A 16,580-nucleotide genomic window follows, 5' to 3' on the forward strand; every position below is an offset into this window, starting at 1 on the left:
ATTCAGATAAGAAGCTATTGAATTCGATGGTACGAGGTCGACCCGCGATCACTTCGTCGAGGCGCCTTGCAGCCCCATCATCGACTTGGCCCTCGGCGTCAACCCCGCACTGCTATAGATACCTGTGACTTGCCAGTACCTGTTGGCCCGGCAATGAGAATCGCGACCTTCTCATCGATATAGCGGCCGGTAGCAAGGTCGTGGATATGGGTACGATTCAGGTTCGGCAGCCGGTCGAAGTCGAACGTTTCGAGGGTCTTGCCCATTGCGAAGCCAGCGCGGGCCAGGCGGGTGCGCAGCTTCTTCTGGTCACGCCGGGCGACTTCGTCGTGCAGCAGCATGGCGAGGAACTCCGTGTACGCGAGCTGGCCGTCAATGGCCTGCCGGTTGCGTTGCTCAAGGGAATCGAGCACGCCGGACAGGCGCAACTGCTTGAGGGTTGTGTTCAGTTCAGGACTGGGATTCATGGGCGTTTAGTGGATCAGCAGGGATTGGAGATTGCGACCGAAGCGGCCGCCGTTGACGTAGGTATCGGTGAGCGTTTGCGGGGACTCTGCGATGGGTTCGCTCTCCAGACCTTGGTCCAGAATCGTCTTGACCGTTCGCCACCTGGGACTGGCATGGGCCAGCGCCCGTTCGCATGCGGCATCCAGCCGCGCGTCACCCACCTTGCCGCGAAGCCGGACGATGCCCTGCGCACCGCGCAGGTTGACGAGCACCTCATCGTTGAAGAGCGCCAGAATCAGCGCGTGGCAGGCAGGACCGATTTCTTTGGCCTGCGCCAGACACCATTGCGGATCGTGTTCGAGCCACGCCTGTGCTGCCGGCGGCTGATGATCGCGGACGGTTGAGCGTGCGCCTGGCTTGCGCAGCCGGGGATGGGTGGCAACGAGTTCGTGCTGATGGAACAGCTGCACGACCGTGTCTGTCGCCTTCACCCACAGCGTCTTGCCGACCAGGGCGAACGGCACCGAGTAGAGCGCCTTGTGATGCTGGATGTGAGCGTCACGATGAACGGTGACCGTGGACCATGCGGCGAGCACGGGCGGTACATCGGGCAGCGCCGTCAATAGCGGCTTCTCGATGGCGAAGCGCGCCAGAGGCTGTTCGCGTGTCGTGCCGTGTTCACGAACACTGGCCTCCTGCATGATCCATTCGCGCAACTGCCGGTTGGCGTCCGGCAGATCACGAAACGTGCGCAGCGGCATGAAGGACTTCTTGACGTATTTGACACCCGATTCGACGACGCCTTTCTTCTGCGGGTCGTGCGGCGGACAGGCATCGATCCTGAAACCGTATCCCTCAGCGAGGCCTGCGTAGGAACGCTGGACCTCGGGGTCGTACGTGCAGGCCCTGATGATCGCGCACTTCGCGTTGTCGATGATGATTCGCCCCGGGCAGCCGCCAAACCACTCGAAGGCGCGACGGTGGCAGGCAAGCCACGTCTCGACGGTCTGATCGAAGACGAGTTCGACGTACTGGTGACGCGACCAGCACAGCGTCATGACGAAGAACCACGTCTTGAGCGTATGACCTGATTCGTGGACGAGCGCGGGACCGGCGCCAAAGTCGACCTGCGCGGCATCGGCCGGCGGGAAGTCCAGAATCGTTGTCGCGGTGACGTTACGTTCGGCGCCCAGATGCTTCAGGAAGCGGCGCACCGCCGAATAGCTGCCGGTGTAGCCATGGTTGCGCTTGAGCGCGCTGTGAATCGTCGTGCCCTGTACGTCAGCGTCAAACCAGCTACTGATCTGCTCGCGAAAGGGTTCGAGTGTCGACACGCAGGTACTGGGCAGGTGCGGCGTGCGGCCGAACTGACCTGCAATCACGGTGTCTTGCGGCAGCGGTTGCGCCGGATCGAGCCAGCCGAGCTCTTGCGCGGTGCGCCTTACGGCGGTGAGCTTCTTGCGGCCCATGAGCCCGGCGCGCGCTATGTCGCGGTCGGAATCACCTTGCCGCATACGGACAAGGACTTGGCGGTACTCAAACAATTCGAACCTCCGGTTGGCCATGGGCGCTCCGCTCAGAAAAGAGCGAAGCGTACCCAGTTGGGAAAGTTCGAACCGCGTTCTGCTACACGGCGCAGGTGGCGCCTATACGCCGATCATCGGGTGGCGCCATTACGGCGATCATGGACTGGCTCCATTACGCCGATCCTGCGCTGGCGCCTATGCGCCGATCATCAACTGGCTCCTATACGGCGATCCGTGACAATCACCGCCGCCGACCTGATGATGCAACTGGCCGCAGCCCGGCAGCAGAACCGCTTGCGGGAATTCTTCAATCGCGCGGTGATAGGACCGAGGCTGCTCGTCATCGATGAAATCGGCTATTTGCCATTCGGGCGTGAGGAGGCAAACCTCTTCTTCAATGTCGTCGCTAAACGCTACGAACGCGGCTCAATCGTGTTGACCAGCAACCTGCCGTTCACGCAGTGGGCGACAGCCTTCGCCGACGACCAGACGCTGACAGCGGCGATGCTCGACAGACTTCTACATCACGCTCATATCGTGCAAATCAGCGGCGAGAGCTATCGACTGAAGGACAAAAGAAAGGCGGGGCAAACAGGCACGCGGGCAAGCACGAAAGTAGCCGCGTGATACAGGACCCGGGTGGGTCAGATTTACTTCGGCGAAACCTCGAAACGTGGGTCAGGTTTCAGTCGGCGTTGACACATAAGCGGGTAAATGATACCAATTGCATCGGCGCGCCCGGTTGCCAGGTGCCGGGCGACCGGATTGGGGCGGTAGCCAGCGCTAGCCGCAACTGCAATGACTCGCTCACGGGTCCGCTCGCTCACCTCCGGGTAGCCATTGAGCGCGCGGCTGACCGTGGTCCGCGACACCCCAAGCTTGTGAGCAAGGTCTTTCAGATTCATCGCGGGTACGGGTTCTGCCGCTTCCCCACCAACCTGTCAGGGCCTCCGACCCCGTAGCCCGACGCGTCAATTTGCAACCGGCCATTCTCAAGTACATGGACGGGCATCGGGTCCGAGATCTCCCCGATGAACTGGCCGTCTTTGCTGAATTTCAGAAACGCCATGAAGTGCAACGTACCGTCCGGTGCGTGCACCACCCGGCCGGAATACAGCGAGCCCTCTGCATCGCCAACCAGAAAGTCCTCCTCGACCAGCTTCCACTCGCCAAGCGGATGATCGGCGATCAGATAGTGGGTGCCAGTCATCGGTTCGGACATGCGCTCGCTGCAATACGCAGGCTCGATATGGTTCTTCGCAGTGCAGAACAGGCAGTACCAGCGGCCCTGATGCTCGAAGATCTGCGGTACTTCCATTTGCCCGAACACCTTCGAACGGAACAGCGGGGGGCGCAGTGACCAGTGTTCGAGATCGTGCGACACCGCATGTCCGAGCACGCCGCGTCCAATAGCCGGACCAACAGGCTCTCGCGCAGTGAACACCATGTGCCACCCGCCGTCGTTCGGGACGGCGAAGATCCAGGGATCGCGGAAGGCCTGGTCGTGCCACATAGCCGTATCGAGCGGTTCGTACCACGAGGGATCGATGTCCAGTATCGGATTGTGTGGGAGCCGTTCCCAAGTGTGCAGATCGTCGGATACAGCCGCACCGATGCGCTGCACCAGACCGCGACCGGCATGGTTCGTGCCCGTATAAAACATCATCCAGCGCTGCTGTGGCGTGCGGACGATCGATCCAGTCCAGGTGGTGTAGTCGTCCCATGCGGGCGAGCGCGCTGGACGTAGCGCGGCCCCGCGTTCGGTCCAGTTGATCAGATCGATGGAAACCGCGTGACCAATCGACACGTTCCAGTGCCGCTGCTCGGGGTCACCGATCGCCTTCGGGGCATTGAGAAAAAACATGTGGGTGAGTCTGCCTTCCTGTGCAAACCAGAAGTCCCACACCCAACGATCCTCAAGGCGAAATGCCATCGCTGCTGTCCTTATCTGGCGACACGGTCGGTTGCTGCGGTGTGGACCGTGCCGGGTTGCGCGCTGTCTGACGCGAATATCGACGCCCGGTCGTCCACGATCATTGGACACGGTGGCCGGCCCGCTAATAATACACATGGCGGGTATATTTGGCCATCAAGTCATCAAAATATCGAAGAGCCACTCCGTCTGCCTCTACCATACCGACCCATACAAGACCAAACGTTATGCGCGTTTATGAACAGAAACAGCTACCAACCATTTTTCCACGCATGTCACGATTAATACACATATAGAGTATTAATATTCGTTCGGCCGTGCTGGACTATGTCTGGCCGGGCCGGAGCAGCGAAGGCTCGTCGGAGTTTCGCGACTGACCATACACATGACACATTCGGGAAGAACCATGTTCGATCAGCAAGTCGGCCGCCGTTACTGGCGCCTTTCTGCGATTGCGTTCGCGACAGCGGCGGCGTGGTCATCGCTGGCCTGCGCCGCGACGCAGGTTCCGGCGGACGAGGCGGGTGCTACCACGACCGGCGAGCAGGCCACGGATAAAAACCAGCAGGTCCAGCGCTTCGGTCATGTCGACGTCACGCGCAAGCGCGGCGCGAACAGTGCGGCCGTTGCAACAAAGCAAACGCAGGACCGGGTGATGGATGTTTTGACGAAGGAGCAGATAGAAACCTTGCCGGATGCGACCGTCACCGACGTGGTGAAGCGTGTCGCCGGCGTATCGGTAAGCTTTAACCCCGACAACGTTAACGGTCGCGACGAGGCGCAGTTCGTCGCGATACGCGGTTTGGACGCGAGTTACAACAATATCTCGTTCGACGGTGCACCGATGGCCTCGACCGACCAGACGAGCCGCGGCGTACGCACGAACATGCTGCCGTCGTCGCTCGTCAAACAGGTGGAGGTCTTCAAAACCTGGCAGCCAGACCAGGACCCGAATGCCGTGGGTGGGTCGGTGAACATCGTCACGCGCAGCGCGTTCGACAATGGCGGCAAGCCGTATTTCAGCACGACGGGAGCACTCGGTCATGCCGACGGAACCGGCAAGGTTCTCTCGGGGGCCGAGGGCCTTGCGCGCAAGGCCGATATGGCGTGGAGCGCGACCTTTGGTCCGACCAACGCGCTCGGCCTTGTGATCGCAGCGAACTACGAGAAGCAGAACACGTATTCGCTGGGTCACATGACCACGGACAACATTTTCTACAACTTCTACAATGCGAACGGCTCGCTCGCGAACCCGGCGGGGACGGGTGGTCCGAATCTCGGCAACGGCATTCCCGTACCGCAGCAGTTCAAATACTGGCAGTACCACAAGAATCTCGAGCGGCAGGGTGTCGATGCGAAGCTCGAAGCGAAGTTCACGCCGGACGTCTACGGTTTCGTCTCGCTCGGCTATAACGTCGAGAATATGCATGAGTTGCGCGATGAGAACATCATCGACGTCGGGCGCACGACGGGGGTCTCTAACAATCCCGTAATTAACCAGACGGCGACCTCGGGCCAGTTCGCGCTTGGCGAGGCGGAAGCGGGCGTGCAGCAAAGCAAGATCGACCGTACTGTCCAGAACGTCCAGGGTGGTCTCGACTGGCGCCTGGGTGATGATCGGATGTTGTCGTTCCGCTCTTCGTTCTCGAAGGCAAGCCAGTGGAATCCGCAGACGGCTGCGAAGTACATCTATGGCAACCTGAAGTACGGTGCGTCCGGCACGCAGCCGTCTATAGTCGGCTTGCCGGGCATGGCGACGACCTACGACACATCCGGATTCGATCCCGCTGTGACTGTCGTGAATCCCTCCGGCTTTGTGAACCCCGCAAACTGGCAGGCTCTCTACTGGCGTACCGACAACATACAGATTGACGACAGGGTAGGCGATCTGAAGCTCGATTTCCGCCAGAACATGGACCCCGATTCGCGCGGACTGGGCTATGCCATCGGCGTCAATTATCGCAGCCTCGGCCACAACTATAACGAAGCGTTCAACGCTTACTTTCCGACGGGCAGCGGAATCACGATGGCAGGCGTCGGCGGTCCGTCGGGGACGACGCTGCCGTACAGTAATGGTCTGCCGTTCATCACCATCGACCTGAACAAGGCCTTGCAGCAACTGCAAAGCAATAGCAACCTTGTTGCGGCAAACGTCAACAACCTCGCGAGCAGTCTGCAGAACAACTACTCGCACACGGAACAGACGGCGGCAGGCTACGCGATGGCATCATGGCGTACGGATCGTCTGAGCGCGATGATCGGGCTGCGCCAGGACGACACGCGTCTGTCGACGACAGGTAATGTTCGCAATACGGTGGGAGGCACGACCACATGGCAGTCCGTTACCAACGATTCGAAGTACAACTTCACGTTGCCGGCGGCGTCGCTGGTTTTCGACGCGACGCCCGCAGTGCGTCTGAAGGTCGCTGCCAGTAAGACCATCGGGCGGCCGACCTATGACGACTACGCGCCCAACACGTCAATCTCCGAGAGCTCCGACGGATCGCTGACTGTCGTTACTGGCAACCCGAACATCAAGCCGCGCGAATCGACGAACCTCGATCTCTCGGCGGAATGGTATCTGCCGCACTCGGGCCTCGTCTCGCTCGCAGCATTTCACAAGCAGATCAAGAACGAGATCTACAGCCTGACGAGTCAGGGGACGCTGTTCTACGATGGCTTGACCCGTACAGCATCGATCACGCAGCCACTCAACTCGTCGAGCTCGAAGCTCGACGGCATCGAACTGAACTTCGTGCAGAGCTCGCTCGGCTGGCTCACGCCGTACCTGCAGGGCTTCGGCTTCAGCGGCAACCTCACGGTGCTAAGCGGCCGCCTGAACGCGATCACGTCGTCGGGCAGCACGCGCACGATTAACCGCCTCGTCAACCAGCCCGACCAGATCCGCAACTTCAGCGTCTTTTACAACTATCGCAAGTTCGGCATCACGGTTGCGTATAACTGGATCGGCACGAGCCTGCGTGCGGTCGATGCCAGCCTGCCGCGTCAGGACGTGTACTGGCAGGCACGCAAGGAAATCGATCTGCAGGCGCGCTACGACATCGGCTCGGGCTGGCAGACGTTCTTCGAGGTCGCGAATCTGACCGGATCGCCCGTGGTCGCCGTCACCGGCCAGAACCACAATCTGCTGAAGGACAAGTTCTCCATTGGCCGGACCTTCTGGCTCGGTCTGACCTATACCCCGAAGCATCTTTGACCATCGGCCAGGACCCGCAACGGGCTGGCCGTGTACCGAACTCTTTTATCAAGGACTCGACATGAACATGTTGCAGCAATTTCTCAGCCTGAGCACGCAGTCGGCGGGCATCATCCCGGTCCTCGCGCTGCTTTTTCTCGTAGTGCTGGCCGTCGCGATCGAGCGCGCGGCGTTCTTCGCGAAGGCGGCCCCATCGGGTGCAGAAATCGACCATCGCCTGAACACGCTCGACTTTCGCGACGACCGCTTGGTGAACGAAGTCGCGATGCGCTACCGTCCCACGGTTTACGGCGCGACGTTGCAGGCCGCCGTCGAGGCACGCTCGCTGAATCCCGACGAGATGGACCGCTATATCGACGAGGCGATCGTGCGCACGCTGCCGCAACTCGACAGGCACCTGTGGATGCTCGATACAGCCGTGACGCTCGGACCGCTGATCGGTCTGCTCGGCACGATCATCGGCATCACCGAATCGTTCAATGTGCTTGGCGCCGCAGGGCCGAGCGCAGGCGCCGTGACGGGCGGCATCGGCCATGCGCTGATCGCCACGGGCTGCGGTCTGCTGGTGGCGATTGTCGGTGTTGCGGCGAACGGCTACTTCGCCAAGCGGGTGCGGCTTGCGATGCTGCGCCTCGATCTGATCAGGCTCGCAAGCGTCAAGCGCACCCATCTGGTCGGCAGGAACGCGGCGGGTACTGCGGGCATCGCGGGCACCGCAGACACGCGTGAGCGTCAGGGGCAAGTGGCGAGCGTACGGGCGATGCCGCGCACGATGGCATCCGATACGTCGGGAGCGTGATCATGAGCCGCACTCGTTACCTCGAGTCGCACGAACCGCGCATCGAAATCGTGCCGATGATCGACATCATGATGTTCCTGCTGATTTTCTTCATGGTCACGATGCTGAAGATGATCGATGCGAGTGGCGTCAAGATCAACGTGCCGCACGCCGCATCGGCCGCGCCGCTGCCAAAGGCGACGCTCACGATCACGGTGAACAAGAACGGCAGCCTGTTCTTCGAAGGCAAACCCGTGTCCGCTGACGTGATGACTCAGACCATCCGTGGACGTGCTCACGATGCGAAGGTCGACGTGCTCATCGCGGGCGACAAGGATGTGGTGCTGCAGGATCTGCTGCACGTGATGGACCTGGCGCACGCGGCGGGTGTCGACGATGTCGGCGTCGCGGCCGTGCGCTGAGGTTCAGTCATGAAGACACTTGTTTTGGGAGCGCTCGCGCCACCCGAACTGAAACCCGGTATGCGTTGGCCCGCTGCGTTTGCGATTGCGCTCGTCATTGAAGGTGGGCTGATTGCGATATTGGGGCGCGTTCCGGTGCAACCCGTTGCCGAACCACCGCCGCCACCGAAGGTGATGAAGGTCGTGACCATCGCTGACGCGCCCGCCGATCCCACACCGCCGCAGCCGGCTCGGAAGGCGCCACCGGAACCGCCCAAGCCCGCGCCTGTGCCGCACCGTCCCGCGCCGGTGCGGCATGCAGCGCCGACACACAGCGCGGTACCTGCGCCAGCCGTGACACCCGCGCCCGTCGCCACCCAGGCGCCCGCCACTGTGCCGCAGGCGGCGCCCGCCCTTGCGCCGGACATCGCGAAGCCAACGCGTGAGGCACCGCCTGCCGCATCGCAGGCGCCAAAGGTCCGCAAAGGCATCGTGCCGCTCGTGAGGGTCGAGCCGGATTATCCGCCGCGAGCGATGGCCAGCAACATCGAAGGGTCGGTGATCGCGCACGTCACGATCACGCGGGACGGGAGCGTGAGCGCTGTGAGCATCGTGCACTCGGATCCGCCGAAGGTCTTCGATCAGGCTGCGATCAACGCGCTGATGCGCTGGAAGTTTTCTCCCGGCGACGCCGATGTGGTCGGCGAAGTCGAACTGCGTTTTTCGCTGAGCGAATGACGTACTGAACTGACATCAACAAGCAAGACAAATGCAAACAGCAGGCATGAACACTATCGACGTCCCTGAAGTACCGTCCATCTCGCTGGACCATATCGGAAAGAAGTTCGATTCGAATGGCAATGTGTTGCGTTATCCCGGCAATACGCTGGTGTGCCACGTGCCTCTTTTCACACCGCTATCCGATGCGCTCGTTGCTGTGCGCGACACGATGAAGTCGAGTCCGTTTGCATCCTCGCTGAGCTTTCTGCCGCCGCAGAGCTATCACATGACCGTGTTCGAGGGCGTCGCAGATCTCGAGCGCGGTAACGACCGCTGGCCAACCGATCTGCCGCATGATGCGAGCGTTCCCGAGTGCACGCGTCACTTCGCTGCGAAGCTCGAATCATTCGATCTGGGATGCACGTTGCCGCTGCGTCTCAGGGTGGCCGATCGTGCGAATCAGACGCACGTTGGCTGCATGAAGCTCGTACCCGTCGATGCGGCGGAAGAGCGCAAGCTGCGCGATCTGCGCACGCGGCTCGCCGAGTGCCTGTTGCTCAGGACGGCATGGCACGATCACTATGAGTTTCATATCACGCTGTCGTATCTGGTCCGTCCCATGACGCCCCACGTCACTCGTGCGTGCCTCGATCTCGTCGGCGGCTTCTATGAACGTGTGGGCAAGCTGCTCGATATCATCGAACTGGGCGCGCCCGAGTTCTGCGTGTTCGACAACATGTATGCATTCGACAACCAGTTCTTCCTGCGCCGGATCGCATCGCAATGAGTGGCAGTCACACATCCCATCCCCTTCCCGAACGGGAGCGCGCGGTGATGCGCACGCCAGGCCTCGTCGCGGCTCTGCTGTTCGTGCTCGGTGCGTCGCCGTCGATGGCGACGACCATCCAGTTCTGGTATGGCCATACGGGGACCGTGGCGGCCGCGATCCAGACCATGTGCGACGAGTTCAATGCGTCGTCTCCTGTGGACAAGGTGCAGTGCGTGTCACAGGGCGCGTACGAGCAGACGATGCGCAAGACGGTCGCGGCGTATCGCGCGGGCAGGCAGCCGGCGCTCGTCGAGATTTACGACGTTGGCACGGCGGACATGATGCTGAGCGACGCTATCTATCCGATGGACGAGATGACGGCGATCGTAGGCAAGCGGATTGATGCATCCATCTATGCCGATGTGGTGCGACGGTATTACGCATCGTCGGACGGGCGACTCTACTCGCAGCCGTTCGGCGTGTCGACGCTCGTGCTGTACGCGAACACTGCGCGGCTCGCCGAAGTCGGCGTGACGAGTACGCCTTCGACGTGGGAAGCGTTCGAGGACACGGCGCGCAAGCTGCAGGCCGCAGGCGCCAGTTGTCCCGCTGTCAGCGACTTTTCGCCGTGGAAACTGTTCGAGCAGCCGGCGGCCGTGCAGGGCGTGCCGCTCGCGAGCGGTGCCAACGGACGTCAAGGGCTGTCCGCGCGCTATGTGTTCGCGGGCGGTCCGATGAACCGCTGGATGCACGACGTGCTGCGCTGGCGCAAAGCAGGGTTGCTGCGCGATGTGGCCGACACGCGTACGGGCAGCCAGACGATCGCTTTCGCGGATGGTGAGTGTGCGATGTCGATCGATTCGACGGGTGCGATGGGCGTCGTCATGAGCATCGCCAAGGTGCGCCCGCTCGTGGGCATGATGCCCGTCTACGCAGGCGCGGCGCGTTACCACACGGTGATTGGCGGCAGTTCGATCTGGGCGATGAAAGGCCAGGACCTGGCCAGCTATCGCGTCGCCGCAGCGTTTCTCGCCTTTCTGCGTGAGCCGCGGAATCAGATCGCATTTGCGCTGAAGACCGGCTATTTGCCCATTACGCGGGCCGCGCAGGCGATGTTATTCGCGACGTCCGATCAGCGGGACATCGGGCTGCTGCCGATCACAGCAGGCGTGATGTCGCTGAACGCGCCGGGAAACGAAAACAGTCTGGGTGAGCGGCTCGGCTTCTTTTCGCAGTTCCGCTCGATCTGGTTCGAAGAAGTGCAGCACGCGTTTCACGGTGACAAGCCGATGGACGATGCGCTGCTCGATGCACAGACGCGCGGCAATGCGTTGCTGGAACGCTTTGAGGCGACCTATAGGGACATGCGCCTGCCCTGACGAAACGCGAGCGCGCTTGCCGCTGACTGCCCGACACGCAAACTTTCCATTCCCGATGAAACCAAGCGCCAAATTCCCAGGTCGCCGGATACCGCTGATGCTCGCGCTGCCGCAGCTTCTGCTGGTGGCTCTGTTTTTCTACTGGCCGGCCTGCAAGGCTGTCTGGTGGTCCTTCAATCTCGTGCGGCCGTTCGGCAACGGCTCGATCTTCGTCGGCCTCGACAACTATGTTCGCATTCTCTCGGACGTCACCTTCTACGCGTCACTGCGGGTAACGGCTTTGTTCGCGGTGGGGGGCGTTGGTTCTGGCGTGCTGATCGCGCTCGTTCTCGCCGGCTTCGCGGATCTGAACCTGCACGGTAGCGCAGTATTCCGCAATCTGCTGATCTGGCCGTATGCGATTGCGGGAGCGGTGCTGGGCGTGATCATGCGCTTCATCGCGAATCCTGTCGTCGGACCGCTTGCTTACCTCAACACCGTTCACCCCGGACTGTGGACACCGCAGTCCAACGGAAGTGAAGCGATTGCCATGATCACGCTCGCGTTCGCGTGGACCCAGGTGCCGTTCAATTTCGTGATCTTCGTTGCCGCGCTACGCTCGATCCCGCAGGACTATCTGGCCGCTGCCGCCGTCGACGGCGCCGGGCCCGTGCGGCGCTTCTTCGATATCAAGCTGCCCATGCTCAAACCTTTCATCCTGTTCGTGACCGTCGCCAGCATGATCGAGGCGATGACGAACAGTTTCGGCATCGTCGATACGCTGACGGCGGGCGGTCCCGCAGGAGCGACCAATATCATCGCGTACAAGATCTACTCGGACGGCTTCGTCGGGCTTGATCTTTCCGGTTCGTCGACGCTTTCCGTGATCCTCATGTTCTTCATCATCGCGATGACGTTCGTGCAGTTCCGCGTCTTCGAACGCAAACTCGATGGGGGAAACTAGTCATGGTCGAACGTCATCCCGGTCTCAGGCTTGTTGCCTATGCGGTGCTGCTGCTCGGCGTCGCGCTCGCGCTCGCGCCCATCTATCTGGCGATCTGCGCCGCCTCCGTGTCGAATGCATCGCTGCTGGGCGAGGGTATCGCGCTTGTACCCGGCGACCACCTGATCGACAACCTGCACGAGGTCGCGCGCCGTATCGACATCGGACGCATGCTGTTGAACAGCTTCGTCGTGTCGTCGGTCGTCGTGATCGGCAAGCTCGCGTTGTCGTCGATCACCGCCTATACAGTTGTGTACTTCCGCTCGCGGTTCAGGCACGTGATCTTCTTCGGCGTGTTGGCGACCCTGCTGCTGCCGGTCGAGGTTCGTATCGTGCCGACCTACGCGGTTGCCTCCGATCTCTTCGAGCCGCTGAAGACGATCCTCGAAGCTACCCACCTCGATACCATACTTGCCACGCTGACGGGGCTGCGCTTCACGGCATCACTGAACCTGCTGGATACCTACGCCGGCCTCACATTGCCATTGGTCGCGTCGGCCACGGGGACGTTCCTCTTCAGGCAGTTCTATCAGACCGTGCCCGCGGAGCTGTCCGAGGCGGCGCGGCTGGACGGTGCAGGGCCCCTGCGCTTCTTCTTCGACATCCTCCTGCCGCTCTCGAAGACCAATTTCGCGGCACTGGGCACGATTGTATTCATCTCAACGTGGAAGGATTATATGTGGCCGCTACTGATGACGAGCCGGCAGGACATGCGCACGATCGTGCTTGGTGCTGCGAGCTTCGTGCCGACGGAAGCGAGCCAGGCACCCGAATGGAGTCTGATGATGGCCGCTGCGCTGGTCGGCATCGCGCCGCCGCTGGTGGTGATTGCGCTGATGCAGCGCTGGTTTGTCAAAGGTGTCACGGGAGTCGGGAAATGATGAGTGATCGCGCAAACAGTCGGGGGGCCGGTATCGCGGTCGCGGGGGTGACGAAGCGGTACGACGGTAACACGATAATGGCCGACCTGAACGTCGTTTTCGAGCCGGGCGAGCTGACGGTCGTGCTCGGTCCATCGGGATGCGGCAAGTCGACGTTGCTGCGCATCGTGGCCGGGCTGGAGCCAGTGACGCATGGACGCATCTTGATAGGCGGCGAAGATGTCACGCTGCGCCCGCCCGGCGAGCGCGGCTGCTCGATGGTGTTCCAGCATTACGCACTCTATCCCCACATGAGTGTCGCGGACAACATCGGTTACGCTCTAACGCTCGCGGGATTGCCGCGCACGGAGCGCCAACGGCGTATTGCCGATGCGGCCAGCATGCTCAGGCTGACGGAGCTGCTAAAGCGGCGCCCGGATCAGCTTTCCGGCGGTCAGCGCCAGCGGGTGGCGATCGCGCGCGCGATTGCCCGTCAGCCCGCGATCCTGTTGTTCGACGAGGCATTGTCGAACCTCGACGCAAAGCTGCGGCACGAGATGCGTATGGAATTGCGGCGGTTACATAAGGAGATCGGCGGAACGACGATCTTCGTTACACACGACCAGACTGAAGCGATGACGCTCGCCGATCGCATCGTCGTGATGAATCGCGGATGCATCGAACAGATTGGCACACCAGGCGACATCTATCATCGGCCACGCACGCCGTTCGTCGCGAGCTTTATCGGCAGTCCGCCGATGAATCTGCTCGAAGCGACGCGCGCGCCGGACGGCGGTGCGGTGTTGCCGGATGGGACGGCGCTGCCGCTTGTAGAACGGGCGTTGCGAGGCGACAACGAGGCGGGCGGTGCTCGCATCCTCGTCGGGATCCGCCCCGAAGCGTTCGTGGTGCGGCACGACGCGAGCGGTCTGCAGTGCACGCTTGAAGCGATTGAGGACCTGGGCAGTCATCGGCTGCTGTATTGCCGGCTTGGACGGCAGCGGATCATCGCGACACAGCGGGACGCCGCTGACTACCGGACGGGCGACCGGCTGTCTCTCGGTTATCGGCCTGAACATGTGACACTGTTCGATGCCGCGATGGGCGCGGCTCTGACGATGCCGGGCTTCGCGGAGGCAACGGCGTGAGGCGACGCGCTCACGCCGCAGTGGGTGGCGCGAGGTTCTGATAGCCGTGCATCGCAACGGCCTCTCATCTATCTTATGGAATAGTGTGTTGAGCAATCTGGAGAGCCGTCTGCAGACGGCGATATCGATCATCGAAGAAGCGGGGACGACGGCGCTTGCGTTTTTCAAAGAACGCGAAGCGCTCGCCGCCAGCAGCAAGGGACCGATGGATTTTGTCAGCGAGGCCGATATGTCCGTCGAGCAGCGGATCAGGGAACGTATCGCCGGTGCATGGCCAGGTGACGCTGTCGTGGGCGAGGAACTGGGTGGCGAGATGGCGTCGCAGTTCTGGATCGTCGATCCCATCGACGGGACGGCCAATTTCCTGCGCGGCTCGCCCCTATGGGGGATCGCGCTTGCGTTCGTGGCGGACGGCGAGCCGGAAGTCGGCGTCATTCATTACCCGGTGCTGCACATGACGCTTGCTGCGGCGACGGGGCAGGGCATGATCGTCAACGGTCAGCCCTTTACGCGCAGCGTGCCGTTCCCCGATGTACGTGTCGCGGCGATCGGCACTAACGTGCACTGGGACACGGCCGAAACGGCGATGCTCGAAGCGGGAATGAAGCAGCATCAATGGGCTGTGACGGGCTACCGCTGCGCGACCATCGGTTTGGGGTTCGCGGCGCTAGGATATGTCGACGGCTACTTCGAGTGCCACACGAGTTTCTGGGATCTGGCTGCGGGTGCGGTGCTGTGCCGCGAGGCCGGTCTGCAGGTCGCGTTCGACGGCGAGCGCGTGCGTCACGGCATGCAGATCGCGGTCGGCACGTCGCCACTGATGGACGCCGTGCGGCCCTTCTGGTCGGCGCTCGCAGCGTAGCCGATGACGGTTGCGGCCCACTATGGCAGTGGTCCAGTAGCGGGCCTGTCTGCTACCATTTTCGATTTCATGTATAGGCGGAGCGTGACATATGATCCAGGTTTCCCAGGAGTTGGTGTCTGCGGATCCTGAAACAGGCTCGACGCGACAGCGCGGCCGGATTGGTCCGCTGATTGCAAGTGAGCGGCTTATTCTCGACCTCGTTCGCCGCTCGGGTGCAATCACGCGTGCAGCGATTTCGGCCCAGACCGAACTGGCACAGCAGTCGGTGCATCGGCTCATCGAGCAACTGACTGAACGCGGTCTGCTACGGACCGGCGAGACGATCAGGAATGGGCGCGGCCAACCGAGCCCGCGCATCGAACTGGTTCGTGAAGCGGCGTACTCGCTCGGCGTGTCGATTAACACGGATTCCATGTCGGTGTGTCTCGCCGATCTCGGCTGCCACATTCTCGAAGAGGTGCAACTGCGCACGGCACCCACGAGCCGCAATGCGTCGCTCGCGGCGATCAATGATGTGATCGACCGAATGCTTACGCGCAACCATGTGTCGCGCGACCGGCTGATCGGCGTCGGATTCGCAATTACCGGCTATTTCGTCGCCGACGACCGGCAGGTGAATGCGCCCGAGCCGCTTCAGGACTGGTCGCTTGTCGACCTTGCGCCGATTCTTGAGCGCGCGTTCGGACTGCCTGTGTGGATCGACAACAACGCGACGACGGCCGCGATTGGCGAAAGCCTGCTCGGGGCGGGACGCTGGGCGAAGAGCTTCTTCTATCTATCGTTCAATTACGGCTTTGGAGGCGGCGTTGTCATCAACGGAAAGCCTTATTTTGGTGCGCACGGCAACGCGGGCGAAATGACGCTGTGCACACCCGAGGAAGCCGAAAACCGTCCTGCCTTGCGCTATCTGATCGACGAGTTGCGCGCCAACGGTATCGATATCGATTCTGTCGAAGACTTGAGGATGCGCTTTGATCCGGCCTGGCCCGGCGTCGAAGCATGGGTTACGCGCACCTTACCCGTGCTGGACAGAACGGTCAACGCCATTGCCGGCTTGTTCGACCCGGAGGCCATCGTGTTTGGCGGGCAGTTGCCCGCGGCGCTCGGCCGGATGCTGATTGACCGCGCGCGCTTCTGGGGTGCACATCGATACGGCGTTGGGCCGCCGAGGCCAAAGCTTGTGCTGTCAGAGGCGAACGGTGATGCGGCGGCAAACGGCGCTGCGCTAGTGCTGCTTAAAAACAGCTTCTTCGAATAGCCACGATCGGCGGAGACTGGTGTGACCCGGCATTGGACGCGTGGAGTGAGCTCGCAGTGTTCCCGGCTGTGGATGACTCCGTGACCTTGGGTAAGCCGCGGACCTTACCAATGAAGCGACATTATGTACGTTGGCGCTGGTGCTGGGAACCGGGTACCGAGGAGTGAGGGTGAAAGTGGGCGCGATGTTGAACATGATGGAGCTGGAGACGTTTGCTGCGGTGGTCGAACATCGCAGCTTCACGCAGGCGGCGGTCGCGCTGAATATCTCCTCTGCTGCAGTGACGCGCCGCGTGAA

The 16,580-nt window shown here is 61.8% G+C and carries 14 protein-coding genes and 3 pseudogenes; 13 read left to right on the forward strand and 4 right to left on the reverse strand.

Features of this window, described 5'->3' with window-relative positions:
- Positions 1-107: 107 nt before the first annotated feature.
- Together F6X42_RS39290 and istA are read right to left on the reverse strand one after the other, a co-directional pair.
- Positions 108-467: pseudogene (locus F6X42_RS39290) on the reverse strand (ATP-binding protein); the annotation flags it as partial.
- Between the two features lie 6 nt (positions 468-473).
- Positions 474-1,991, reverse strand: a complete 1,518-nt coding sequence (istA, locus tag F6X42_RS39295; protein WP_222945892.1) for an IS21 family transposase — start codon at positions 1,989-1,991, stop codon at positions 474-476.
- A gap of 222 nt (positions 1,992-2,213) precedes the next feature.
- Between istA and F6X42_RS39300 the strand changes: the two are divergent.
- Positions 2,214-2,600 (forward strand): annotated as a pseudogene (locus tag F6X42_RS39300) (ATP-binding protein); the annotation flags it as partial.
- 80 nt (positions 2,601-2,680) lie between these two features.
- Here F6X42_RS39300 and F6X42_RS39305 read toward each other — a convergent pair.
- Together F6X42_RS39305 and F6X42_RS39310 are read right to left on the reverse strand one after the other, a co-directional pair.
- Positions 2,681-2,878: pseudogene (locus F6X42_RS39305) on the reverse strand (LacI family DNA-binding transcriptional regulator); the annotation flags it as partial.
- The gene (locus tag F6X42_RS39310; RefSeq protein ID WP_187639228.1) at positions 2,875-3,906 is read right to left on the reverse strand and encodes a glycoside hydrolase family protein; all 1,032 of its coding nucleotides are present in this window, start codon (positions 3,904-3,906) and stop codon (positions 2,875-2,877) included. The pseudogene F6X42_RS39305 and the gene F6X42_RS39310, both read right to left, overlap by 4 nt.
- Before the next feature lie 406 nt (positions 3,907-4,312).
- Between F6X42_RS39310 and F6X42_RS39315 the strand changes: the two genes are divergently transcribed.
- The 12 genes from F6X42_RS39315 to F6X42_RS39370 all read left to right on the forward strand — a co-directional run.
- Positions 4,313-7,123: a TonB-dependent receptor gene (locus F6X42_RS39315; protein ID WP_187639229.1), complete on the forward strand. Its 2,811-nt coding sequence runs from the start codon at positions 4,313-4,315 to the stop codon at positions 7,121-7,123.
- Positions 7,124-7,184: 61 nt separating this feature from the next.
- Complete coding sequence (locus tag F6X42_RS39320) at positions 7,185-7,922, forward strand: MotA/TolQ/ExbB proton channel family protein (protein ID WP_187639230.1); 738 nt, start codon at positions 7,185-7,187, stop codon at positions 7,920-7,922.
- 2 nt (positions 7,923-7,924) lie between these two features.
- A complete protein-coding gene (locus F6X42_RS39325) occupies positions 7,925-8,323 on the forward strand; it encodes an ExbD/TolR family protein (RefSeq protein WP_187639231.1) in 399 nt (132 codons plus the stop codon).
- 9 nt (positions 8,324-8,332) lie between these two features.
- The gene (locus F6X42_RS39330; protein WP_187639232.1) at positions 8,333-9,040 is read left to right on the forward strand and encodes an energy transducer TonB; all 708 of its coding nucleotides are present in this window, start codon (positions 8,333-8,335) and stop codon (positions 9,038-9,040) included.
- A gap of 46 nt (positions 9,041-9,086) precedes the next feature.
- Entirely contained in the window at positions 9,087-9,809 is a 723-nt protein-coding gene (locus tag F6X42_RS39335; RefSeq protein ID WP_187639233.1) for a DUF1868 domain-containing protein, read from the forward strand.
- The gene (locus F6X42_RS39340) at positions 9,806-11,170 is read left to right on the forward strand and encodes an extracellular solute-binding protein (protein ID WP_222945893.1); all 1,365 of its coding nucleotides are present in this window, start codon (positions 9,806-9,808) and stop codon (positions 11,168-11,170) included. The genes F6X42_RS39335 and F6X42_RS39340 overlap by 4 nt, the downstream gene beginning before the upstream one ends.
- A gap of 97 nt (positions 11,171-11,267) precedes the next feature.
- A complete protein-coding gene (locus tag F6X42_RS39345) occupies positions 11,268-12,113 on the forward strand; it encodes a carbohydrate ABC transporter permease (protein ID WP_222945894.1) in 846 nt (281 codons plus the stop codon).
- 2 nt (positions 12,114-12,115) lie between these two features.
- Positions 12,116-13,033, forward strand: a complete 918-nt coding sequence (locus tag F6X42_RS39350) for an ABC transporter permease subunit (protein WP_187639235.1) — start codon at positions 12,116-12,118, stop codon at positions 13,031-13,033.
- Positions 13,030-14,160, forward strand: a complete 1,131-nt coding sequence (locus tag F6X42_RS39355; protein ID WP_187639236.1) for an ABC transporter ATP-binding protein — start codon at positions 13,030-13,032, stop codon at positions 14,158-14,160. The genes F6X42_RS39350 and F6X42_RS39355 overlap by 4 nt, the downstream gene beginning before the upstream one ends.
- An 85-nt stretch (positions 14,161-14,245) precedes the next feature.
- Entirely contained in the window at positions 14,246-15,022 is a 777-nt protein-coding gene (locus tag F6X42_RS39360) for an inositol monophosphatase family protein (RefSeq protein WP_187639237.1), read from the forward strand.
- A gap of 91 nt (positions 15,023-15,113) precedes the next feature.
- Positions 15,114-16,283 (forward strand): ROK family transcriptional regulator, encoded by a 1,170-nt coding sequence (locus tag F6X42_RS39365; protein ID WP_246530487.1) that lies wholly within the window; start codon positions 15,114-15,116, stop codon positions 16,281-16,283.
- Between the two features lie 184 nt (positions 16,284-16,467).
- On the forward strand, positions 16,468-16,580 hold a 113-nt coding region (locus F6X42_RS39370; protein WP_187639240.1), incomplete at its 3' end, for a LysR family transcriptional regulator.

This window comes from Paraburkholderia podalyriae (assembly GCF_014397785.1).
GTDB lineage: Bacteria > Pseudomonadota > Gammaproteobacteria > Burkholderiales > Burkholderiaceae > Paraburkholderia > Paraburkholderia podalyriae.

Coding starts and splice junctions, on each gene's coding strand:
- F6X42_RS39310 (WP_187639228.1), bottom strand. CDS start 3,906: ATGGCATTTCGCCTTGAGGATCGTTGGGTGTGGGACTTCTGGTTTGCA.
- F6X42_RS39315 (WP_187639229.1), top strand. CDS start 4,313: ATGTTCGATCAGCAAGTCGGCCGCCGTTACTGGCGCCTTTCTGCGATT.
- F6X42_RS39320 (WP_187639230.1), top strand. CDS start 7,185: ATGAACATGTTGCAGCAATTTCTCAGCCTGAGCACGCAGTCGGCGGGC.
- F6X42_RS39325 (WP_187639231.1), top strand. CDS start 7,925: ATGAGCCGCACTCGTTACCTCGAGTCGCACGAACCGCGCATCGAAATC.
- F6X42_RS39330 (WP_187639232.1), top strand. CDS start 8,333: ATGAAGACACTTGTTTTGGGAGCGCTCGCGCCACCCGAACTGAAACCC.
- F6X42_RS39335 (WP_187639233.1), top strand. CDS start 9,087: ATGAACACTATCGACGTCCCTGAAGTACCGTCCATCTCGCTGGACCAT.
- F6X42_RS39340 (WP_222945893.1), top strand. CDS start 9,806: ATGAGTGGCAGTCACACATCCCATCCCCTTCCCGAACGGGAGCGCGCG.
- F6X42_RS39345 (WP_222945894.1), top strand. CDS start 11,268: ATGCTCGCGCTGCCGCAGCTTCTGCTGGTGGCTCTGTTTTTCTACTGG.
- F6X42_RS39350 (WP_187639235.1), top strand. CDS start 12,116: ATGGTCGAACGTCATCCCGGTCTCAGGCTTGTTGCCTATGCGGTGCTG.
- F6X42_RS39355 (WP_187639236.1), top strand. CDS start 13,030: ATGATGAGTGATCGCGCAAACAGTCGGGGGGCCGGTATCGCGGTCGCG.
- F6X42_RS39365 (WP_246530487.1), top strand. CDS start 15,114: ATGATCCAGGTTTCCCAGGAGTTGGTGTCTGCGGATCCTGAAACAGGC.